Origin of the sequence: Serratia sp. KG1D (genome assembly GCF_037150675.1) — a bacterium.
GTDB classification, from domain to species: domain Bacteria; phylum Pseudomonadota; class Gammaproteobacteria; order Enterobacterales; family Enterobacteriaceae; genus Serratia; species Serratia nematodiphila.
In genome coordinates this window covers 1081825-1102434 of the sequence record NZ_JBAGIH010000001.1, presented here as the reverse complement: position 1 = coordinate 1102434, position 20610 = coordinate 1081825, and the positions used below count along the sequence as shown (strand labels likewise).

Here is a 20610-nt window from a genome sequence, read left to right as displayed (position 1 = left end):
ACGACATTCATTATGCAGTTAATTAATTGAATATTTTAAATTAATTATCTTATCACCGGCTCTCGGGGGGCGGCATGCTGCGGGCGAATCTCAATGACATTCAGGTTTTCATGGCCGTCGTCGACGCCGGCAGTTTTGTCGCCGGCGGACAGACGATGGGGCTATCGCGCTCGGCGGCGGGCAAAGCCATCGCGCGTCTGGAGCAGCGGCTGAGCGTGCGGCTGTTGCATCGCACCACGCGTTCGCTTGGCCTGACCGACGAGGGGCGAGAGTTTTATCGGCGCGGTCTGCAGATCCTCGCTTCGGTCGATGACGCCGAGGCCAGCGTGGCCGGCGACAAAGGCACCGCACGCGGGGTGCTGCGGTTGACCGCTCCCGCCGCCTTCGGCAGACGGATCCTGTTGCCGCTGGTGCCGAAATTTCTCGTCGCCTGGCCAGAGGTGCAGGTGGAGATCAGTTTTTCCGATCGCCTGGCGGATATCGTGGAAGAAGGATTTGATTTGGCGGTGCGGATCGGCGTCACGGTGCCGGATACCCGGCTGGTGTCCAGAACCCTCGCCAGGTATCGCGCCCTGCTGTGCGCCTCCCCCGCCTACCTCGCCGCCCGTGGCGAACCGCAAACCGTCGAGTCGCTCGCCGGGCATGAGGCTCTGCTGTTCAGCAGCCGCAACCAAAAACAGCCCTGGCGGCTGCGCGACGAGCGCGGCGAATGGGTCAAGGCCCCGGTGCGCGGCCGCCTGCGGCTGGACAGTGGGGAAGCGTTACGCGACGCCGCTCTGTCCGGGTTGGGCATCGCGTATCTGCCGGAGTTTATGATTGCGGAGGACTTGGCCGCCGGCCGTCTGCGGCAGGTGTTGCGCGCCGTGGCGGGTGAAGAAGTCAGGATTGTGGCGCTCTATCCGAATAAGCGCCTGCTGGAACCTCGCGTCAGGCGCTTTCTCGATCTGTTGGTGGATACGCTCGGCGGCTGAGACCTTACCCGCCTTTACGCATATGCGGCTCACGCATCTCCTGCGCGGTTTTCGCCTCGATGCTCAGTTCCGCCGTCGGACGCAGCAGCAGGCGCGCCAGCCCGATGGGTTCGCCGGTTTCCCGGCAGTAGCCGTATTCGCCGTTCTGCAAGCGCGCCAGCGCCGCATCGATTTTCGGCAGCAGGCGGCTTTCGCGATCCAGCTGGCGGAACAACAGGCGCAAATCCTCTTCGCGCGCCGCCTTGTCGGCCTCATCGCCCGTCGCTTCGCCGCCATCGATCTCTTTTTTCAGCTCATCGATGTGCAGCAGCAGCTTTTGCCGCTCATCCTGCAGCAGCTGACGGAAAAACGCCCGTTGAACCGAGTTCATATAATCAGAATCCGGCATGGCCAGCAGTTGCTGCGCATCCGGTAATGCCATCACAGTCATTGCGTTCTCCGAACATTGAAAGTGTAATATTATAACATAATAATTATTTTTATCACCCGGTCATCCAAAAACAAAATTTCACGTGCAAACAGCAAGTTAAATGCAATTCGCACTTTGTCGCTTGCATCCTGCCGGCTTTAGGCGGTTAATGGCTGAGCAAGCCACCCAATCATAGGTAACGAGAGGCCATCATGAGTAAGGGAATGGATAGCAAAAAAAATGCGAAGAAGAAGCCGTTGAAAACCCCAGCAGAGAAACGTGCGGAGAAACGCGCCAAAAAAGCGCATCCGTCTGGTGAGTAAGCGTCCTTCCATCCGTCATTAAACCCGCCAAGGCGGGTTTTTTATTGCCTCACAGGAGAGATGGCCGATGTCCTGCTTCACCCTCGCCGCCGCCCAATACCCCGCCGCTGCGGCCGATATCGCCTGCAACCTTGAACGTCACCTTGAATTTGTCGCGCAGGCAGCCCAACAGCAGGTGCAGCTGCTGGTGTTTCCCGAACTGTCGCTAAGCGGCTATGAACTGGCCGATGCAGCCGAACTGGCGCTGACGCTGGGCGATCCGCGTCTGCAACCGCTCGCTGCGGCGGCGCAATCGCATCAGATGACGATCATCGTCGGCGCGCCCTTACGCAGCGGCCAGGCGCTGCATATCGCCGCCTTGATCTTTCACCCCAATGGCGCATTGACGCCCTATACCAAGCAGCATCTGCACGGCGCGGAACAGCAACGGTTCTTGCCCGATAATGGCGGCACGCTGCTGGAAATACATCGGCAACGCATCGCGCTGGCTATCTGCGCCGATACTTCGGAGCCCGGCCACGCGAGCGCCGCCGCACAGGCGGGCGCGCAGATTTATGCTGCCGGCGTGCTGGTATCTGAAGCCGGTTACGCGAAAGACAGCGCCGCGCTGGCAGGCTATGCCCGACGTTACCGCATGGTCACGCTGATGGCCAACCATGCGGCGCCGACCGGCGGCAGGATCCCGGCAGGCCGCAGCGCCATCTGGGATGAAACGGGAGCGCTTTTGGTTGCCGCGCCGGATGACGCTCCTGGGCTGATCATCGCCGGCAAGACTTCCGACGGTTGGCACGGTCGCCTGTGCCGGTTAAGCTGAAGCCTGACGGCAACGCGGAGGAAAGCATGACGTTACGCGTAATAGATACCGAGACCTGCGGGCTGGACGGCGGCGTGGTGGAAGTGGCCTCCCTCGATCTGCTCGACGGCCAGTTAACCAATCCGATGAGCGACCTGGTCAGCCCGGATCGCCCCATCAGCCTCGACGCGATGGCTATTCATCACATCACCGAACAGATGGTGGAAGGCAAACCGCGCATCGCGGTGGCGATCGGCCGCTATCAGGGCAGCCCCTACTATGTGGCGCACAACGCCGCCTTTGATCGCGGGGTGTTGCCGGAGATGAACGGCGCCTGGATCTGCACCCTCAAGCTGGCGCGCACGCTGTATCCGGACATCAAGTACGGCAACCAGTATCTGCGCTACGCGCTGAACCTGGACGTGCAACTGCCGGCAGACGCCACGCTGTACCCGCACCGCGCGCTGTATGACTGCTACGTCACCGCCGCGCTGCTGCAGCGCATCATCAAGGATTCGGGCTGGACGCCGGAGCAAATGGTGCAGATCACCGAACAGCCGGTGCTGCTGAAGAAGTTCAAATTCGGCAAGTATCGCGGGCAAGAAATCGATCGCATCGCCCAGGAAGATCCCGGCTATCTGCGCTGGATGCTGAAATCCATCGACGATCTGAGCCCGGACATGAAACACACGCTGAAATACTATCTGATTGGCTAGCACAGCGGGCGGCGCAGGCCGCCCGCTGTTTGCCGTTACTCCGCCAGCGCCAGAATGAAGGCGTACTCCAGCGCAATATCCTCATAGGCCTTGAAGCGGCCGGATTTGCCGCCGTGGCCGGCATCCATGTCGGTATACAGCAGCAGCTGCCGATCGTCGGTTTTCAGCTCGCGCAGCTTGGCCACCCACTTGGCCGGCTCCCAATACTGCACCTGCGAATCGTGCAGGCCGGTGGTCACCAGCAGATGCGGGTATGCCTGCGCCTTCACCTGATCGTACGGGCTGTACTGTTTGATGTAGTCGTAATAGGCCTGCTCGTTCGGGTTGCCCCACTCGTCGTATTCGCCGGTGGTCAGCGGGATCGACTCGTCCAGCATGGTGGTCACCACATCGACGAACGGCACCTGCGCCACCACGCCGTGGAACAGCTGTGGCGCCTGGTTGATCACCGCGCCCATCAGCAGACCGCCGGCGCTGCCGCCCATGGCGAACACCCGCTTGCCGTCGCCGTACCCCTGGGCGATCAGCGTTTCGGTCACGTCGATAAAGTCGTTGAAGGTGTTCTGCTTGTTGAACAGTTTGCCGTCTTCATACCACAGCTGCCCCAGCTCACCGCCGCCGCGAATGTGCGCCAGCGCGAACACGACACCGCGATCCAGCAGGCTCAGGCGGCTGGCGCTGAACGCCGGATCCATGCTGCTGCCGTAAGAGCCGTAGCCGTACACCATCAGCGGGTTGGCGCCGCGCTGGAAGCTGTCCTGGCGATACACCAGCGAGACCGGCACCTCGACGCCGTCGCGCGCCTTCACCCACACCCGCTCGCTGCGGTAGTTTTCCGGCGTGAAGTTCTTCACTTCCTGCTGTTTGAGCATCGTCCGCTCACCGCTGTCCATGTTCAGTTCGTACAGCGTGGTCGGGGTGGTCATCGACGAATAGCTGTAGCGCAGCAGCGCGGTTTCCGGATCCGGGTTATACGCCAGCCAGGTGGTGTAGGTCGGATCGTCGAAGGCGATGCGTTTCTCTTCGTCCGTCTGCCAGTGGATCTGGCGCAGCAGCGTCAGGCCGGCATTGCGCTCTTCCACCACCAGCCAATCACGGAACAGGCTGAAGCCCTCCAGCATCACATCGGCGCGCGGGGCGATCAGCGTCTGCCACTGCGCTTCGTCCGCCTGCTCGCTCTGGTACAGGCCGAAGTTCTTGCCGTCCTTATTGGAGCGAATATAGAAATGCTGGTGATAGTGATCGATGGCGTACTCGTGATCCTTGCGGCGCGGCACGAACAGCTGCGGCTTGGCGTCCGCACGATCGGCGTCCAGCAGCAGGATCTCCGAGGTGGTGGTGCTGCTCAGGTGGATCAGGATAAAACGCTCGGAGGTGGTCTTCTCCAGCCCGACGTAAAAGGTATCGTCCAGCTCTTCGTAAATCAGCTCATCCTGTTGCGGATCGCTGCCCACCACGTGGCGATAGACCTGATACGGCAACAGCGTCTTGGCGTGCTTGCGCACGTAGTACACCGTCGAGGAGTCGTTGGCCCACTCGAAGCTGCCGGAGGTGTTTTCCAGCACTTCGTCGGCCCAGCTGCCGTCGGCCAGGTTCTTGAAACGAATGTCATACTGGCGGCGCGACAGGAAATCCTCCGCCACCCCCAGACGCTGATTGTCGGGGCTGACGTCCAGCCCGCCCAGGGTGTAAAACTCGTGGTTCTCGGCGCGCTGGTTGCCGTCGATAAGCACTTCCCAGTGCTCGCTCTCGGCCTGCGGCTGGCGCACATAAATCGCGTATTCGTTGCCCGGCTCGTAGCGCGTCTGATAGCGATAGCCGTGGCGCACGTAAGGCACCGAATGTTCCTGCTGCGGAATGCGCGCCACCATCTCTTCGTACAGGGTTTCGCGCAGCGCCTGCTGCGGCTTCAGCATCGCATCGGTGTAGGCGTTCTCCGCCTGCAAGTAGTCCAGCACCTGGCGGTCTGCGCGCTCGTCGTCGCGCAGCCAGTAGTAGTCATCCACGCGCGTGTCGCCGTGGATGGTGATGGGATAAGGACGTTTTTCCGCTTTCGGTGGGGTCATCATTGCTAAATCATCCGCTTACATAGATTGCGGCAAGAGTGACACGATTCCCCCCGGCTTGCCAAGCGGCGCTACGCCAGCTCGCGCTTTTTCTCGTTGACGTCGCTCTCGATGCCCTGCTTGACGTCCGCCGGGATCTTCAGCGCCTGCGCCAGCGCATCGAGGTAGCCGCGCTCCATAAAGTGATCGACGTCGATCACCAGACAGCTCAGGTAGTAAACCTCCAGCGCCTCGTCTTCATTTTGCACGCTGCGGGCGATCAATTCCGGGTTGAGCGGCTGATCGAGCGCCTCCTGCACCCAGCCCTGCGCCTCTTCCCCCACCTGCAGCTGCGACAGGCTGTGATCGATGGCGCGCTGCTCGTCGGCATCGATATGGCCGTCGCTCTTGGCGGCGAACACCAACGCCTGCACCAAACGCTTGGCGCGCAGATCCACCGGCGTGGTTTGCAAACCGAACTGCGGTTCGTCCTGATGGGTCTCTTTCACCCGCTGCTTATACTTGTTCCACAGCACCGCGCCCACCGCCGCGCTGCCGCCGATAATCAGCGCATTCTTGCCGAACTTGCCCACCAGCTTGCGCGAGGATTTGTTGGCCAACAGCACGCCGACCAAACCGCCCAGCGCCGTGGGCGCCAGCAGCTTGCCGATGCCTTCCGCCCCGCCCATCGCGCCGGCCTTCTGCCCGATCAACGTTTGAATCTGCTGCATCCAGTTACTTTTCATCATCTACCCCTTGCGTGAAAAAGCGCGGCGCGCAGGCGCGGCCGAACCGACGGTAAACCGCCAGATTAGGGGATCTTTTGTCAATTTACGTCTGGGGGATGCAAACCTGTGTTTAGCGGATCGGCGGACCGGGCGGCCCGCCTGGATGGCTGCGGCGTTACGCGTCTTCGTCGCCCGCTTCGTCGTCCTGCTCGTACTCCGCCAGCTCGTCGCGCATCGCCTGGATGGCGTCGCGGGTCATCAGCGCCAGCGTGCGGTAGAAACCGGTGGTGGCGTGCGCTTCCACTTTGCCGAGGAAGCGGCCGCACCACGGCAGCAGAAACTCGTCGAACAGCGCGATCTGCGCCTGCGCTTCATCCTCCTGCGACTGATCCTCCAGCCAGGAAGCGGCCAGCAGCAGTTGGCCGAAATGGTCGGCCGGCGCCTCCGCCAGCGGCATGCCGCGCTGCTGCAGGAAGGCGCGCACTTCCGCTTCGCTGGCGCCTTCGACATAGTCGGAGCGGAACGGCGACACGCTGCATTCGCTGCCGACGAACATCGCGTTGAAGTCGGTCGCCAGCTGGTTGACGTCGCAGCCCTGCTGCAGGCGCTTCAGCAGGTCATCCTGCTCCAGCGGCCAGTGCTGTTGCAGCTTGCCCTCTTTGATCAGCGCGAACAGCGGCACCAGCAGCGGATCCTGCGGCTGGCGGTAGAACAGCGTACCCAGCACGCGGCAGACAATGGAAAACTCATTCATGATAATGCCTTATACAATACGGAAAATTTTGCCGGGACGATGTCACAAATCGGCCAATTCCGCAATCGCCGGCTTGCCGCGCCGCTCGAGAAAATCCAGCAACCGGCGCGGGCTGACGTTGAGAATGCGCTCCTGCGGGAAGCCCACCTCTTCGATGATGCGCTCGCAGTGCTCGAAATTACCCAGTGAAAAAGCGACGTGCGAATCCGAACCCAGCGCCAGCCAGCCGCCGGCGTCGCGCACCGCGGCGGCGATCGCCCGGCAATTGGCCTCGCTGCCCTTGCGGGAGTGGGTGAACGACGAGTTATTCAGCTCCAGCGCCACCTCGTATTTGGCCGCCGCCGCCGCGACGGCGGGAATGTCGATCGGGTAACGCGGGTTGCCGGGGTGGCTGATGATATGCACGTCTCCCTGCGCCATCGCGGCGATCATCGCTTCAGTATTGGACGCTTTATCCTGCGGCGCAAACACCGGCTCATGGAAACCGGCGATGATCACGTCGGTGGCCGTCAGCATCGGGCCGGTGCAGTCGATATCGCCCTGCAGGTTTTTGATGTTGGCTTCGATACCGCGCAAAATGCCCACGCCGTTCACCCGGCGCGGCCACACGTGCATGTTCATGAAGTGCCAGTAGTGCGGCGCATCGGCCATGTCCGGGCCGTGATCGGTGATGGCGAACAGCTTGATGCCCTTCTGCTGGGCTTCGGCGATGTAATCGTGCAGCGTGCTGTAAGCGTGGGTGCTGGCGACGGTGTGCATATGCAAATCAACGGGGTACATTGTTTCTCCTTCCAGAGGGCCCGCCCGCAAAGGTACGGGCAGGCGCGATGACGATAACAGCTTATCAGTTACCGAACGGCGGCTGAAGGCTCAGTAACCCCGTTGCCTGTCGACCACGCCGGCCGGGGCATGCCCCGCCTCCAGCGCGCGGATGTTGGCGGCGATCTGATCCATCGCCTGCTGCGGCAACGTGATGGCAGCAATATGCGGGGTAATGGTGACACGCGGATGACGCCAGAACGGGTGATCCTGCGGCAGCGGCTCGCGGGTGAACACATCCAGCGTGGCGGCGGCCAGCTGCCCCTGCTCCAGCGCCGCCAGCAGATCGGCCTCCAGCAGATGCGCGCCGCGCGCGATGTTGATGAGGTAAGCGCCCGGCCGCAGTTGCGCGAACAGCTCGCGGTTGAGAATGCCGACGGTCTCCGGCGTATTGGGCAGCAGGTTGATCAGCAGTTTGACGCCGTCGAGAAAGGCGCCGCGCTGCGCCTCTCCGGCGAAGCTTTGCACGCCGTCGAGCTGTTTGGCGCTGCGGCTCCAGCAGCGTACGCTGAAGCCAAACTCGGTCAGCTTGCGCGCCACGCTCTGCCCCAGCACGCCGGCGCCGAGGATGCCGATAGTGAAATCATCCAGCGAGTGGGGATCGAGCGGTTGCCATTCCTGCCGCTGCTGCAACGCCTGATACTCGTCGAAACGGCGGAAATAGCGCAGCACATAGCTCAGCGCATATTCCTGCATCTGCTGCGCCATACCGGTATCCTCCAGCCGCAGCAGCGGCACGCCGGCGGGCAGTGTGCCGGGGTGTTTGCGCTCCTGATCGAGAATGGCGTCGACGCCGGCGCCGAGGGCGAACACCGCTTTCAGATCGCGGCGGTTGGCTAACATTTCGTGCGGCGGGCGCCATACCAGCGCGTAATCCGCCGGCCGCTCGTCGCCGCGCTGCCATTCGCGGATCTCGGCCTGCGGCAGGCGTTGCTTGATGCCGGTCAGCCATTCCTGGGCGTTAAACAAGGGGTGGTAATAGATGATGTTCATACTGCGGGCTCCGGTTTGTTTTTATTGGTTTTCCTTCAGCCTTCCGCGATTCGCCGCCGGATGCAAGCGTTAAAGCCCAAAATAAAAACAGCCCCGACCAGTGGGGCTGCTGTGTATTCTCGCCAAATCAGGCGGCAGACGGACCGTCGCGCCGGATAAGGCGCCGCAACAGCGGAATGAGGATCAGCATCGCCACGCCGACGCCCGTCGCCCCCCAGCCCAGTGCGCTGAAGATTTCGCTGTAGCCGGGATTGGTTTGCAGCGGCGTACTGCCGCTGTTTTCCGGCATCAGGCCGGAGACGTAGCCCGCCAGCACCGAGGCGACGCCGGTCACCATCATCCAGCAGCCCATCATCACGCCCTGATAGCGCGGCGGCGCCAGCTTGCCGATCATCGCGTAACCGATCGGCGAGATCATCAATTCACCGACGCTTTGCAGCACATAGCTGATGACGATCCATTTAAACGCCACCAGCCCGTCGCCGCCGGCCATGCTGATGCCCAGCGGCAGCACCAGCATGCCGAGCCCGATGCAGAACAGCGATCCGGAGAACTGCAGCGGAATGTCGATGTTGCAACCGCGGGCGCGCAGGCGGTTGAACCACCAGGCCAGCAGCGGGCCGCCCACCACGATCACCAGCGTGTTGATATTCTGGATCCACTGCGGCGCCACCTGAATGCCGTAAACGTTCAGGTTGATGTTGTGCTCGGAGAACAGCATCAGCCCCATCGGCGCCAGCTGATACAGCGCCCAGAACACCAGCGACCCCAGCGCCAGGATCAGATAGGCCGCCATTCTGCGGCGCTCATCGCGCGGATGGTGGCGCAGCGTGACCACGCACAGCATCAGGAAGATCAGCGCGCCGAGCACGATCACGAAATGGCCGCTGAACTCGGCGTGGGTCAGCATCACGCGGATAATCGGCACCAGCGCCACCAGCACCGCCAGCCCGACCAGCATGCGCCAACGGTATTGACTGCGGCTGGCATCGTGCAGCGGCGTATTGAGATCCGCCAGAATCCGCCAGCGGCAGACGGCGACGATGATCGCCGCCGCATTGCCCAGCGTGGCGAACAGGAACAGCGCGCGATAGTTTTCCGTCAGTTGGAAATACCCGGCCACGGTAAAGCCAACGAAGAACCCGAGGTTCATGCCGGCGTAGTTCCACAGGAATGCCGATTCGCGCCGGTCATCATCCGGTTTGAAACGCTGGGTGAGCATCATATTAATGCAGGTCACGTTAAGGCCGCTGCCGGTCAGGAACATCGCCAGCCCCCAGTACAGCCCCCACACGCCCGCGACGGCAATCAGCGCGCAGCCGATCACCTGCAGCACCATGCCCAGCACGAACAGGTTGCGGTTACTGAGGAAACGGCCGCCGAGGTAGCCGCCGAACATGTGCAGACCATAGTTGAAGGCGCCGAACACGCCCATCATGGCGTTGGCGCTGCTTTCGTTGAAGCCCAATCGCTTGGTGGCGTACAGCACCAGCGTGGAGTAAAGCACGGCGAAGCCCAGTGTGGCGAAGATCTGGATGAAGAACAGCGCCCCCGCACCGGGGGGAATGGCATGGCGCGCTTGCGGCGCCGGCATGGCATCTGAAGGAGTCAAAACGAACCTCTACTGCATTATTATGTAATGAGTCTGTCCCTGTCTGCGATATCGCCGGCCTGTCTCCCGGCAATCTGCGCGGCGCCGTGATGTTCCTTGCCAAAAACGCCGCGCCGACATAATTCCATTTAGCGACACATTTGACTAATAATCCAGTATTAATGCATATAACATCAAATAGACTAATCTCATTGGCGATATATTGAGCTACCCGTACAGAAAAAGGTCAAACAATCATCTTTCACGCGTTTTGAACATAGTCCGCCCTGCCCGCCGGTGGCCAAGAGTGGGAATATCGTTCGGTAAATCAGCAAATTGCTGCAAGTTTGGCTAAACAGTCATGAGAATGAAATAAGAGGGTTGACGCTGAGATCAGATTCTCCTACATTAGCGCCCGTCGACAGCGCAAAGCGTTTTCGACAACAAAACGGTGAGGTGTCTGAGTGGCTGAAGGAGCACGCCTGGAAAGTGTGTATACGCGAAAGTGTATCGAGGGTTCGAACCCCTCTCTCACCGCCAAATTCAAAGAGAAAGCCTGGATTAACGTCCAGGCTTTTTTTTTGCATGATGCACCGCCGAGAGGGGTGAGAAGCCTCGACAGGGTTCGACAAAACGCCTGCGTTTTGGACCGCCAACGGCGGCCCGTAGGGTGAGCGCAGCGAATCAAGCCCACAGCCCGCGCCCGTAATTCCCATTTCCACCGGTTATCCACGAACCTTACTTCTAATTTTCCCACCTTTTCATGACTTCTGCCCTGTCGTTCGCCGCAGTTTTCAGCAAAGTGAACACGGCTTGAGCGGACGAACAAAAACACAGAAATTATTCTTGACCGGATCGGCCCCACTCCCTATAGTAGCGCCCCGTTGCAGCGATGATTTCGCAACAAAAAAATATGGTGAGGTGTCCGAGTGGCTGAAGGAGCACGCCTGGAAAGTGTGTATACGCGAAAGTGTATCGAGGGTTCGAATCCCTCCCTCACCGCCATATTCTAACGAGAAAGCCTGAGCGAAAGTTCAGGCTTTTTTGTATGCATAGCGCACCGACCGGGAGGGTAAGAACCCTCGACAGGGTTCGACAAAACGCCTGCGTTTTGGACCGCCAACGGCGGCCCGCAGGGTGAGCGCAGCGAATCTATCCCTCCCTCACCGCCATATTCTAACGAGAAAGCCTGAGCGAAAGTTCAGGCTTTTTTGCATGCATAGCGCACCGACCGGGAGGGTGAGAATCCTCGACAGGGTTCGACAAAACGCCCGCGTTTTGGACCGCCAACGGCGGCCCGCAGGGTAAGCGCCAGCGAATCTATCCCTCCCTCACCGCCATATTCTACGAAGAAGCCTGAACTCACGTTCAGGCTTCTTCGTATGCATAGCGCACCGTTCGGGAGGGTGAGAACCCTCGACAGGGTTCGACAAAACGCCCGCGTTTTGGACCGCCAACGGCGGCCCGCAGGGTAAGCGCAGCGAATCTATTCCTCCCTCACCGCCATACAAAAAAGCCCGAACGCAAATTCAGGCTTTTTTATCCCCACACCCCAACCGCTCAGTGGTGCGTGCGCCCCATTGACGCCGGCTGCGCCAGCGCGCGGCGCCAGTCGCCCGGCGTTTGGCCGAATTGGCGTTTGAAGCTGCGGTTGAACGACTGCTGTGAGTCGAAGCCGAGTGAGATCGCCACGCTGACGATAGGCTCGCCGCTGTTGGCCAGGCGCTCCGCCGACACTTTCAGTTTTTGCATGCGGATATACTCCCCCAGCGCGTAGCCGGTCTGGCGTTTGAACATGCGCTGCAGATGCCATTTGGAATAGCCCGCGCGGTCCGCCACGGTGTTGATATCCAGTTTCTCTTCCAGATTGTTGTCGATCCACGCCTTCAAATCGGTAATAAAGCCCGTAGTGTTCATGCAGATGCTCCCATCATTCGGCAGGGTCACCCTCTGCCCGATGCACATACGTTGCAACAGTTTCGCTTTAAATGCAATTTTTATTATTGCATTTACTGGAAAGCCGCCACTATACTCCACCCAATTAATGTAACCGATATTGATACATTAATGTGACACCAATGTGTTTCAAAACCTAACGTTGCGCCGCTGCACGGCGCAGCCGCCCCCTCACCGCACGCCGGCGCGGGGCGAATCCCGGAGAACAGGGCCGGGTATGGGGCCTGACCGCGCTTACTTATCGGAATAAAAATAATGGCAAATCAACCAAACTCATCGTTCAACGCCGGCGGCCGCACGCGCGCCGTCGCTCTGGGCCAGCGGCTCTCCGGGGTGGCGCTGTTGGCCGCCCTGCTCGCCGGATGCGACAACAGCGTCGCGCACAATGCCCCGCCGCCGCCGCCGGTGGTCAGCGCCGCCAGCGTGGTGGTCAAGCCGATCAGCCAGTGGGATGCCTTCAACGGCCGGGTCGAGGCGGTGCAGAGCGTGCAACTGCGCCCACGGGTCTCCGGTTACATCGAGCGGGTCAACTACACCGAAGGCGACGAGGTGAAAAAAGGCCAGGTACTGTTCACCATCGACGATCGCACCTACCGCGCCGCGCGCGAACAGGCGCAGGCAGAGCTGGTGCGGGCGCGCAACCAGGCCGCCCTGGCGCGCAGCGAATCCTCGCGCACCGAGAAACTGATCGGCACTCAGGCCATCTCTCAGGAAGTGTGGGAGCAGCGTCGGTCGTCCGCCGCGCAGGCGCAAAGCAACGTGCTGGCGGCGCAGGCCCAGCTCGATATGGCGCAGCTGAATCTCGACTTTACCCGCGTTACCGCGCCGATTGACGGGCGCGCCAGCCGCGCGATGATCACCGCCGGCAACCTGGTCACCGCCGGCGACAGCGCCAGCGTGCTGACGACGCTGGTGTCGCTCGACAAGGTCTACGTCTATTTCGACGTGGATGAAGCCACCTTCCTGCGCTATCAGCAGCAAGGCCGGCACGATGCCCGCCTGCCGGTGAAAGTCGGCCTGGTAGGCGAAGACGGCACTCCGCATCAGGGGCTGGTGGACTTCACCGATAACCAACTGAACGCCGGGACCGGCACCATCCGCATGCGCGCCCTGCTCGACAACCGCGATCGCCGCTTCACGCCGGGGCTGTTCGCCCGGGTACAGATGCCCGGCAGCGCCGAGTTCAACGCCATGCTGATCGACGACAAAGCGGTGATGACCGACCAGAACCGCAAGTTCGTTTACATCGTCGATAAAGACGGCAAGGCGCAGCGCCGCGACATTGACGTGGGCCGCATGGCCGAAGGACTGCGCATCGTGCAGAAAGGGTTGGCAAACGGCGATCGGGTGATCGTCGACGGCATGCAGAAAGTGTTTATGCCGGGCATGCCGGTCGACGCGAAAGCCGTCGCCATGAACCCTATCGCCTCCACGCTTAACTAAGCTCCCAGCAGAGACTTCTGACCCATGGACTTTTCCCGCTTTTTCATCGACCGGCCGATCTTCGCCGCGGTGCTGTCGATACTGATTTTTGTCGCCGGGGTGATAGCCATCCCGCTGCTGCCGATCAGCGAGTACCCGGACGTGGTGCCGCCCAGCGTGCAGGTGCGTGCAGAATACCCGGGCGCCAACCCGAAAGAGATCGCTGAAACGGTGGCCACGCCGCTGGAAGAAGCGATCAACGGCGTCGAAAACATGATGTACATGAAATCGGTCGCCGGTTCCGACGGCGTGCTGGTGACCACCGTCACCTTCCGCCCGGGCACCGATCCCGATCAGGCGCAGGTGCAGGTGCAAAACCGCGTGGCGCAGGCCGAAGCGCGCCTGCCGGAAGACGTGCGCCGCCAGGGCATCACCACCCAGAAACAGTCTCCGGCGCTGACGCTGGTGGTGCATCTGGTATCGCCTTCCGGCAAGTACGACTCGCTGTACCTGCGCAACTACGCCACCCTGAAGGTCAAGGATGAGCTGGCCCGCCTGCCGGGCGTCGGCCAGGTGCAGATCTTTGGCGCCGGCGAATACGCGATGCGCATCTGGCTCGATCCGAACAAGGTCGCCGCGCGCGGGCTGACCGCCTCCGACGTGGTGAGCGCCATGCAGGAGCAGAACGTGCAGGTCTCCGCCGGCCAGCTCGGCGCGGAGCCGATGCCGACGCGCAGCGACTATCTGCTGTCGATCAACGCCCAGGGGCGCCTGCAAACCGAAGAAGAGTTCGGCAACATCATTCTCAAGAGCGGTGATAACGGCGAGATCGTGCGGCTGCGCGACGTGGCGCGCATCGAAATGGGTTCCGGCAGCTACGCGCTGCGCGCCCAGCTCAATAACAAGGATGCGGTCGGCATCGGCATCTTCCAGTCGCCGGGCGCCAACGCCATCGAGCTGTCGGACGCGGTGCGCGGCAAAATGGCCGAGCTGGCGACGCGCTTCCCGGACGGCATGAGCTGGAAATCGCCGTACGATCCGACGGTGTTCGTGCGTGATTCGATCCGCGCGGTGGTGGACACCCTGCTGGAAGCGGTGATCCTGGTGGTGCTGGTGGTCATTCTGTTCCTGCAGACCTGGCGCGCCTCGATCATTCCGCTGTTGGCGGTGCCGATCTCCGTGGTCGGCACCTTCGCCGCACTGTATCTGCTCGGCTTCTCGCTCAACACCCTCAGCCTGTTCGGGCTGGTGCTGGCGATCGGCATCGTGGTGGATGACGCCATCGTGGTGGTGGAGAACGTCGAGCGCAACATCGAAGAGGGGCTGTCGCCGCTAGCGGCGGCGCACCAGGCGATGCGCGAGGTCTCCGGCCCGATCATCGCCATCGCCGTGGTATTGTGCGCGGTGTTTGTGCCGATGGCGTTCCTCTCCGGCGTTACCGGCCAGTTCTACAAACAGTTCGCCGTCACCATCGCCATCTCGACGGTGATCTCCGCCATCAACTCGCTGACCCTGTCACCGGCGCTGGCGGCGCGCTTGCTGAAGCCGCACGGCGCGCCGAAAGATCTGCCGTCGCGCCTGATCGACCGGCTGTTCGGCTGGCTGTTCCGGCCGTTCAACCGCTTCTTCGCCAGCGGCTCGCAGCGTTATCAGCACGGGGTATCCCGCGTGCTGGGCCGACGCGGCGCAGTGTTCGTCGTCTACCTGCTGCTGCTGGCCGCCGCCGGGGTGATGTTCAAGACCGTGCCCGGCGGCTTTATCCCGACGCAGGACAAGCTGTATCTGATTGGCGGCGTGAAGATGCCGGAAGGCGCCTCGCTGGAGCGCACCGATGCGGTGATCCGCAAGATGAGCGCCATCGGCCTGAGCGTGGACGGCGTCACCGATGCGGTGGCCTTCCCCGGCCTGAACGCGCTGCAGTTCACCAATACGCCGAATACCGGCACGGTGTTCTTCGCGCTGGAGTCATTGAGCACCCGTACCCGCACCGCGGCGCAGATCAACGCCGAGATCAACGCGCGCATTTCGCAGATCCAGGAAGGGTTCGCCTTCTCGATCATGCCGCCGCCGATCCTCGGCATCGGCCAGGGTTCCGGCTATTCGCTGTACGTGCAGGATCGCGGCGGACTGGGTTACGGCGCGCTGCAGACCGCGATCAACACGATGTCCGGCGCCATTATGCAAACGCCGGGCATGGGCTTCCCGATCTCCTCTTATCAGGCCAACGTGCCGCAGCTGGACGCCAAAATCGATCGCGACAAGGCCAAGGCCCAGGGGGTGCCGCTCAATGCGCTGTTCAGCACGCTGCAGACCTACCTCGGTTCGTCTTACATCAACGACTTTAACCGTTACGGCCGCACCTGGAAGGTGATGGCGCAGGCCGACGGCCAGTTCCGCGACAGCGTGGAAGACATCGCCAACCTGCGTACCCGCAACGACAAAGGCGAAATGGTGCCGATCGGCAGTATGGTCAGCATCGGCACGACCTACGGCCCGGATCCGGTGATCCGCTACAACGGTTTCCCGGCGGCGGACCTGATCGGCGACGCCGATCCGCGCGTCCTCTCCTCTACCCAGGCGATGAGCGCGCTGACGCAAATGGCCGGCAAGCTGTTGCCAAACGGCATGAACATCCAGTGGACCGATCTGAGCTACCAGCAATCGACCCAGGGCAACGCCGCGCTGGTGGTATTCCCGGTCGCGGTGCTGCTGGCGTTCCTCGCGCTGGCGGCGCTGTATGAAAGCTGGACGCTGCCGCTGGCGGTGATCCTGATCGTGCCGATGACCATGCTGTCGGCGCTGTTCGGCGTGTGGTTGACCGGCGGCGACAACAACGTGTTCGTTCAGGTCGGGCTGGTCGTCCTGATGGGGCTGGCCTGCAAAAACGCCATTCTGATCGTCGAGTTCGCCCGCGAACTGGAAATGCAGGGTAAAGGCATCGTCGAAGCGGCGCTGGAGGCCTGCCGCCTGCGGCTGCGGCCGATCGTGATGACCTCCATCGCCTTCATCGCCGGCACCATCCCGCTGATCCTTGGCCATGGCGCCGGCGCCGAAGTGCGCGGCGTCACCGGCATCACGGTGTTCTCCGGCATGCTGGGGGTCACCCTGTTCGGGCTGTTCCTGACGCCGGTGTTCTACGTCACCTTGCGGCGCCTGGTGGCGCGCAAAGCGCAGCCGCAGACGGCGTAATCATCATCCTGAAATGCAAAAAGGTCGGGCAATGCCCGACCTTTTTTATGCGCTCCATCCGGCATTATTTACCGGCGGCTTCAGCCTCTTGCGCGGCGGCGTATTCCGCACAGGCGCGCTTGTCGCCCCGCTCCAGCTCGGCCAGCGAGTCGGCCACGGTGTGGCGCGCCAGCACCGCGAGCGAAGCCTGCTCGGCCTCGTTCACCACCGATTTGAAATACCAGCAGGCGTTGGCGCTCACCAGGCAACGAGCCGGCACTTCAGGGCGGGAAGCCCAGATGCGCTTGTCGTCGATTACCGCCAGATAGATGTCCCGCAGGGTGATCTCTTCCGCCGGGCGGCCAAGGTGGATAGAGCCGTTTCGGCCCAGGGTGGAAACGATGATGCCGTCTTTGGTCAGCGGCACCATCAGTTTGCGGATAAAGCTGGGGTTGGCTTCCAGAGCGGCGGCGAGGGTGGCGCTCGTCGAACGCATGCCCTGCTTCTCAGCTACGGCGACGCTAAGGACCATTTGCAACGCTGTCGGAAAGCGAAAATCTAACATGTCGTTATCTCTGCGAGACGAAATACTCGGGTTTGGCCGGTGTGGCGATTGGCGCCGATAACACCGCTTAATTGCACAATAATATAACAAACGCAGGGGCTTTTTTGAAGTTTCGCCCAGCGATATCGCACGCAGACATTAGAACGATCGCAAACTTTTGGGCAGGCAGAAAACAGAAACCCGCGTCAATGTTAACGCCGCTCGCTTAACTGGGTTAAACGATCAGAACTAACACTGCCCGCGGGTTTAATTCGAATGTGGCGATCAGGCTCTGTTCAGCACCAGCTGGCCGTTTTTGTCCAACGGAATTTGCGTGCCCGGATCGTGATCCATGCGGATCTTGCCCTGCTGATTGCCGATCTTGTAGGTCACGTCATAGCCCAGCATTTTCTGGGACTTGTCGTAGACCGTTTTGCAACGCTGCTGAACGCTGGTGGTGACGTCGTTGTTCTGCATCGCCCCTTGCACCTGGTTGCCGGCGTAGCCGCCGCCCAGCGCGCCCACCACGGTCGCCACGTCGCGCCCGCGACCGCCGCCGAACTGGTGGCCAATCACGCCGCCCGCCACTGCGCCCAGCACAGAGCCGGCGATGCGGTTTTCATCCTGCACCGGTGCACGGTGCGTGACGGTGACGTTGCGGCATTCCTGACGCGGCGTTTTGATGGTTTCTTTAATCGGTGTGGCGGCGAGCACCTGCGCATATTGCGGACCGGCAGAAAAGACGTCCAGGCTGGCTACCGCGGCAATCCCCAGAGCGGCAGCGATACCAATTCCAACACCGGCTAACATTGACTTGTTCACAGGAAACCTCCTGAAAGTGTTACCACGCATTTTTTCCGGGGTCTGTTACCGGCTGGCACCGCGCTTATTATTTTGCGCATGGGCGGCTGGCGGTATCCCGGTTTACGGCGTGCGCGACGCGCCGTCTGTAAACGAGGTAAAGTCTGCACAATGATCTGAAGGCCCGCAATAAGACAAGGGGACCAAAAATGCGGGAAAACGGCCGTTTTCCCGTTGTTTAGGAGGAATCTTAAGAATTTTACCCATATCGGCGACAGCTTATGCTGAAGAATCAAGCAACCGCCGCCGATCGCCTCGCGCCGCCATAAAAAAACCCGCGCGGGTTGGTCGACAACGGCGGGATCAGTGCATCTTCAGACGCGGACGGATCACCCGGTTAATGCCGCCCACCAGCATCATCAGGCCGGTTTTGATGTAGCCATGCAACGCGACCTGATGCATGCGGTACAGCGAGATGTAGACGAAGCGCGCAATGCGCCCTTCCACCATCATCGAACCGCGCATCAGGTTGCCCATCAGGCTGCCGACGGTGCTGAAGCGCGACAGCGACACCAGCGAGCCGTGATCTTTATACACGTAAGGCTTCAGCGTCTGGCCGTTCATCAGCGCCAGAATATTGGTGGCGCAACGCGAAGCCATCTGGTGCGCCGACTGCGCGCGCGGCGGCACGAAACCGCCGCCCTCTTTCGGACAGGAAGCGCAGTCGCCGATGGCGAAGATGTTCGGATCGCGAGTGGTCTGCAGCGTCGGCTCCACCACCAGCTGGTTGATGCGGTTGGTTTCCAGGCCGCCGATGTCCTTCATAAAGTCCGGCGCCTTGATGCCGGCCGCCCACACCATCAGATCGGCGTCGATGAACTCGCCGCCCTTGGTGTTCAGGCCTTTGGCATCGGCGCTGGTCACCATGGTGTTGGTCAGCACGCGCACGCCCAGTTTGATCAGCTCCTGGTGCGCGGCGGCGGAAATACGCGGCGGCAGCGCCGGCAGGATGCGCTCGCCGGCTTCCACCAGCGTCACGTTGAGCGCGCTGTTGTCCAGGCCTTCAAAGCCGTAGCTGTGCAACTGCTTCACCGCGTTATGCAGTTCGGCGGACAGTTCAACGCCGGTGGCACCGCCGCCGACGATAGCGATGTTGACCCGCTCTTTTTGCCCCGGCTGCGCCGAGAACTTCAGGAACAGGTTGAGCATTTCGTTGTGGAAACGACGTGCCTGATGGGGGTTATCCAGGAAGATGCAGTGCTCTTTCACGCCTGGCGTACCGAAATCGTTCGAGGTGCTGCCCAGCGCCATCACCAGAATGTCGTACGGCAATTCGCGCGCCGGCACCAGCTCGCCGCCCTGCTCGTCGCAGATCTGCGCCAGCTGCAGCGTTTGCGTCTCACGGTTGATGTTGGTCAACGACCCCAGCTGGAAGCTGAAATGGTGATTGCGCGCGTGCGCCAGGTAGCTGAGCGCATCTACGCCGTCATCGAGGGAACCGGTCGCCACTTCGTGCAACAGCGGTTTCCACAAATGGCTGTGGTTGCGATCCACCAACGTGATCTCGGCTTTGTTCTTGCGGCCAAGTTTATGGCCCAGGCTGGTCGCCAGCTCCAGACCACCGGCGCCGCCGCCAACAATAACGATTTTCTTCTTTGGCGTTGTCAAAATAACCCCCTAAATGTGAACCATTTGTTATCCCAGGGTAAATAAATAATATCCTTAGAATACATAGGGTTCGCTTAAAATAAATCGGCTCTCTGCAGCCAGAATAGCATGTGAGGTTATTTGGTCATACCAAAATTGACGTACATCAAATTTTTTTGGTTAAAGGCTGGACGCGGGGATTTTTTGGGGATTGTGATTCAAATAGTTAGCGCTGAGTCACAGTTTTAAATTTTGCCGATTGCCACACAGAATCTTGCTTTGGCGTACAAAAAAGCCGCACTTTCCGCCGGTGAAAAACGGGGCGCGCGGCTCGCGGCAGCGTTATGAAACTGTTAACCCAGCGCCTTGAACGCCTTGAGCCGCTGCAGATGCGGAGAGATGTTTTTGAACTTGTGCGTCTGCTGTTCATCCCACACGATCTCGTAGTAGTGATGCAGCAATTCGGCGCTGCGCCGGTTATCCAGCACCTCGTCGTGGCGCGACAGCACCACCAGACAGCGATCGCGGTTTTTCTCGCGGAAATCCTCCACGCACTTGGTGGCGATATCGCGATACTCTTCCGGCCGGTCTATCTTGCCGTGCATGTGCTCTTCCGGGTACAGGTTGGGATTGAACATCGCCTGGCGAATGCCGCACAGGAAGCCGATGCGCTCCGCCCAGAAGCCGCCTAGGCCAACCCCGCAGATCAACGGGTGCGCATCGCCGCCCTGCTGCACCGCCTTGTCCACCTCCTTCAACAGATGCTGCATGTCGTGACGCGGATGCAGCGTGCTGTAGCTGATAAAGCGCACGTCCGGATCGATAAACTGCAGCTGTAATACCTTTTCATGATTGCCGGGACTGGTGGAATCGAAGCCGTGCAAATAGATAATCATGTGGATCCTCGCAACAAGCCAAGGGCCGCGGGCG

The 20610-nt window shown here is 61.1% G+C and carries 17 protein-coding genes, 2 tRNA genes and 3 other RNA genes; 10 read left to right on the top strand and 12 right to left on the bottom strand.

Annotated features, from left to right (window positions below; translation table 11 throughout):
• Window positions 1–74 precede the first annotated feature (74 nt).
• A complete protein-coding gene (locus WFM45_RS05385; RefSeq protein WP_033633336.1) occupies window positions 75–971 on the top strand; it encodes a LysR family transcriptional regulator in 897 nt (298 codons plus the stop codon).
• Between the two features lie 4 nt (window positions 972–975).
• Here WFM45_RS05385 and dksA read toward each other — a convergent pair whose 3' ends face one another.
• Entirely contained in the window at window positions 976–1401 is a 426-nt protein-coding gene (dksA, locus tag WFM45_RS05380) for an RNA polymerase-binding protein DksA (protein WP_004928840.1), read from the bottom strand.
• 369 nt (window positions 1402–1770) lie between these two features.
• Between dksA and WFM45_RS05375 the strand changes: the two genes are divergently transcribed.
• Window positions 1771–2517, top strand: coding sequence for a carbon-nitrogen hydrolase family protein (locus tag WFM45_RS05375; RefSeq protein WP_336954876.1), 747 nt, complete (start codon window positions 1771–1773; stop codon window positions 2515–2517).
• Between the two features lie 26 nt (window positions 2518–2543).
• Complete coding sequence (gene exoX, locus WFM45_RS05370; protein ID WP_004928833.1) at window positions 2544–3212, top strand: exodeoxyribonuclease X; 669 nt, start codon at window positions 2544–2546, stop codon at window positions 3210–3212.
• A gap of 35 nt (window positions 3213–3247) precedes the next feature.
• Here exoX and WFM45_RS05365 read toward each other — a convergent pair whose 3' ends face one another.
• The 6 genes from WFM45_RS05365 to WFM45_RS05340 form a co-directional block, all read right to left on the bottom strand.
• Entirely contained in the window at window positions 3248–5281 is a 2034-nt protein-coding gene (locus WFM45_RS05365) for a S9 family peptidase (protein WP_336954875.1), read from the bottom strand.
• Window positions 5282–5349: 68 nt separating this feature from the next.
• Window positions 5350–6003 carry a tellurite resistance TerB family protein gene (locus tag WFM45_RS05360; protein ID WP_033645518.1) on the bottom strand — a complete coding sequence of 218 codons (654 nt, stop codon included), beginning with the start codon at window positions 6001–6003 and terminating at the stop codon, window positions 5350–5352.
• 157 nt (window positions 6004–6160) lie between these two features.
• Window positions 6161–6739, bottom strand: coding sequence for a TorD/DmsD family molecular chaperone (locus WFM45_RS05355; protein ID WP_048322934.1), 579 nt, complete (start codon window positions 6737–6739; stop codon window positions 6161–6163).
• A gap of 42 nt (window positions 6740–6781) precedes the next feature.
• A complete protein-coding gene (locus WFM45_RS05350; protein ID WP_004928821.1) occupies window positions 6782–7519 on the bottom strand; it encodes a phosphatase in 738 nt (245 codons plus the stop codon).
• 90 nt (window positions 7520–7609) lie between these two features.
• On the bottom strand, window positions 7610–8551 hold the full coding sequence (ghrA, locus tag WFM45_RS05345; protein WP_336954874.1) for a glyoxylate/hydroxypyruvate reductase GhrA: 942 nt from the start codon (window positions 8549–8551) through the stop codon (window positions 7610–7612).
• Window positions 8552–8678: 127 nt separating this feature from the next.
• Complete coding sequence (locus WFM45_RS05340; protein WP_049202801.1) at window positions 8679–10145, bottom strand: peptide MFS transporter; 1467 nt, start codon at window positions 10143–10145, stop codon at window positions 8679–8681.
• A gap of 447 nt (window positions 10146–10592) precedes the next feature.
• On the opposite strand from WFM45_RS05340, the gene WFM45_RS05335 reads away from it, so the two are divergent.
• From WFM45_RS05335 to WFM45_RS24635, 5 genes are all read left to right on the top strand, one after another.
• Window positions 10593–10682: transfer RNA gene (locus WFM45_RS05335), tRNA-Ser, on the top strand.
• A gap of 375 nt (window positions 10683–11057) precedes the next feature.
• Window positions 11058–11147 (top strand) — tRNA-Ser (locus WFM45_RS05330).
• A 47-nt stretch (window positions 11148–11194) separates the two neighbouring features.
• Window positions 11195–11314, top strand: a non-coding RNA gene (locus WFM45_RS05325) — RtT sRNA.
• Window positions 11315–11361: 47 nt separating this feature from the next.
• Window positions 11362–11482, top strand: a non-coding RNA gene (locus WFM45_RS05320) — RtT sRNA.
• 46 nt (window positions 11483–11528) lie between these two features.
• A non-coding RNA gene (locus WFM45_RS24635) (RtT sRNA) lies at window positions 11529–11648 on the top strand.
• 54 nt (window positions 11649–11702) lie between these two features.
• Here WFM45_RS24635 and WFM45_RS05315 read toward each other — a convergent pair.
• A complete protein-coding gene (locus tag WFM45_RS05315; protein ID WP_004928813.1) occupies window positions 11703–12059 on the bottom strand; it encodes a helix-turn-helix domain-containing protein in 357 nt (118 codons plus the stop codon).
• A 294-nt stretch (window positions 12060–12353) separates the two neighbouring features.
• Between WFM45_RS05315 and sdeA the strand changes: the two genes are divergently transcribed.
• The gene (gene sdeA, locus WFM45_RS05310; RefSeq protein WP_044031464.1) at window positions 12354–13541 is read left to right on the top strand and encodes a multidrug efflux RND transporter periplasmic adaptor subunit SdeA; all 1188 of its coding nucleotides are present in this window, start codon (window positions 12354–12356) and stop codon (window positions 13539–13541) included.
• 24 nt (window positions 13542–13565) lie between these two features.
• The gene (sdeB, locus tag WFM45_RS05305; protein ID WP_336954873.1) at window positions 13566–16709 is read left to right on the top strand and encodes a multidrug efflux RND transporter permease subunit SdeB; all 3144 of its coding nucleotides are present in this window, start codon (window positions 13566–13568) and stop codon (window positions 16707–16709) included.
• Window positions 16710–16773: 64 nt separating this feature from the next.
• Here sdeB and WFM45_RS05300 read toward each other — a convergent pair whose 3' ends face one another.
• The 4 genes from WFM45_RS05300 to ycfP all read right to left on the bottom strand — a co-directional run bounded on the left by WFM45_RS05300 (window position 16774) and on the right by ycfP (window position 20576).
• A complete protein-coding gene (locus WFM45_RS05300) occupies window positions 16774–17253 on the bottom strand; it encodes an RrF2 family transcriptional regulator (protein WP_033633343.1) in 480 nt (159 codons plus the stop codon).
• 264 nt (window positions 17254–17517) lie between these two features.
• Window positions 17518–18054, bottom strand: coding sequence for a glycine zipper 2TM domain-containing protein (locus WFM45_RS05295; protein ID WP_004928798.1), 537 nt, complete (start codon window positions 18052–18054; stop codon window positions 17518–17520).
• Between the two features lie 342 nt (window positions 18055–18396).
• Complete coding sequence (locus WFM45_RS05290; RefSeq protein WP_004928794.1) at window positions 18397–19701, bottom strand: NAD(P)/FAD-dependent oxidoreductase; 1305 nt, start codon at window positions 19699–19701, stop codon at window positions 18397–18399.
• Window positions 19702–20033: 332 nt separating this feature from the next.
• Window positions 20034–20576: an alpha/beta hydrolase YcfP gene (gene ycfP / locus WFM45_RS05285; RefSeq protein ID WP_015377468.1), complete on the bottom strand. Its 543-nt coding sequence runs from the start codon at window positions 20574–20576 to the stop codon at window positions 20034–20036.
• Between the last annotated feature and the right edge of the window lie 34 nt (window positions 20577–20610).

Excerpts from the sequence above, each read along its gene's own strand:
- WFM45_RS05385 (WP_033633336.1), top strand. The coding sequence starts at position 75 with ATGCTGCGGGCGAATCTCAATGACATTCAGGTTTTCATGGCCGTCGTC.
- dksA (WP_004928840.1), bottom strand. The coding sequence starts at position 1,401 with ATGACTGTGATGGCATTACCGGATGCGCAGCAACTGCTGGCCATGCCG.
- WFM45_RS05375 (WP_336954876.1), top strand. The coding sequence starts at position 1,771 with ATGTCCTGCTTCACCCTCGCCGCCGCCCAATACCCCGCCGCTGCGGCC.
- exoX (WP_004928833.1), top strand. The coding sequence starts at position 2,544 with ATGACGTTACGCGTAATAGATACCGAGACCTGCGGGCTGGACGGCGGC.
- WFM45_RS05365 (WP_336954875.1), bottom strand. The coding sequence starts at position 5,281 with ATGATGACCCCACCGAAAGCGGAAAAACGTCCTTATCCCATCACCATC.
- WFM45_RS05360 (WP_033645518.1), bottom strand. The coding sequence starts at position 6,003 with ATGAAAAGTAACTGGATGCAGCAGATTCAAACGTTGATCGGGCAGAAG.
- WFM45_RS05355 (WP_048322934.1), bottom strand. The coding sequence starts at position 6,739 with ATGAATGAGTTTTCCATTGTCTGCCGCGTGCTGGGTACGCTGTTCTAC.
- WFM45_RS05350 (WP_004928821.1), bottom strand. The coding sequence starts at position 7,519 with ATGTACCCCGTTGATTTGCATATGCACACCGTCGCCAGCACCCACGCT.
- ghrA (WP_336954874.1), bottom strand. The coding sequence starts at position 8,551 with ATGAACATCATCTATTACCACCCCTTGTTTAACGCCCAGGAATGGCTG.
- WFM45_RS05340 (WP_049202801.1), bottom strand. The coding sequence starts at position 10,145 with ATGCCGGCGCCGCAAGCGCGCCATGCCATTCCCCCCGGTGCGGGGGCG.
- WFM45_RS05315 (WP_004928813.1), bottom strand. The coding sequence starts at position 12,059 with ATGAACACTACGGGCTTTATTACCGATTTGAAGGCGTGGATCGACAAC.
- sdeA (WP_044031464.1), top strand. The coding sequence starts at position 12,354 with ATGGCAAATCAACCAAACTCATCGTTCAACGCCGGCGGCCGCACGCGC.
- sdeB (WP_336954873.1), top strand. The coding sequence starts at position 13,566 with ATGGACTTTTCCCGCTTTTTCATCGACCGGCCGATCTTCGCCGCGGTG.
- WFM45_RS05300 (WP_033633343.1), bottom strand. The coding sequence starts at position 17,253 with ATGTTAGATTTTCGCTTTCCGACAGCGTTGCAAATGGTCCTTAGCGTC.
- ycfP (WP_015377468.1), bottom strand. The coding sequence starts at position 20,576 with ATGATTATCTATTTGCACGGCTTCGATTCCACCAGTCCCGGCAATCAT.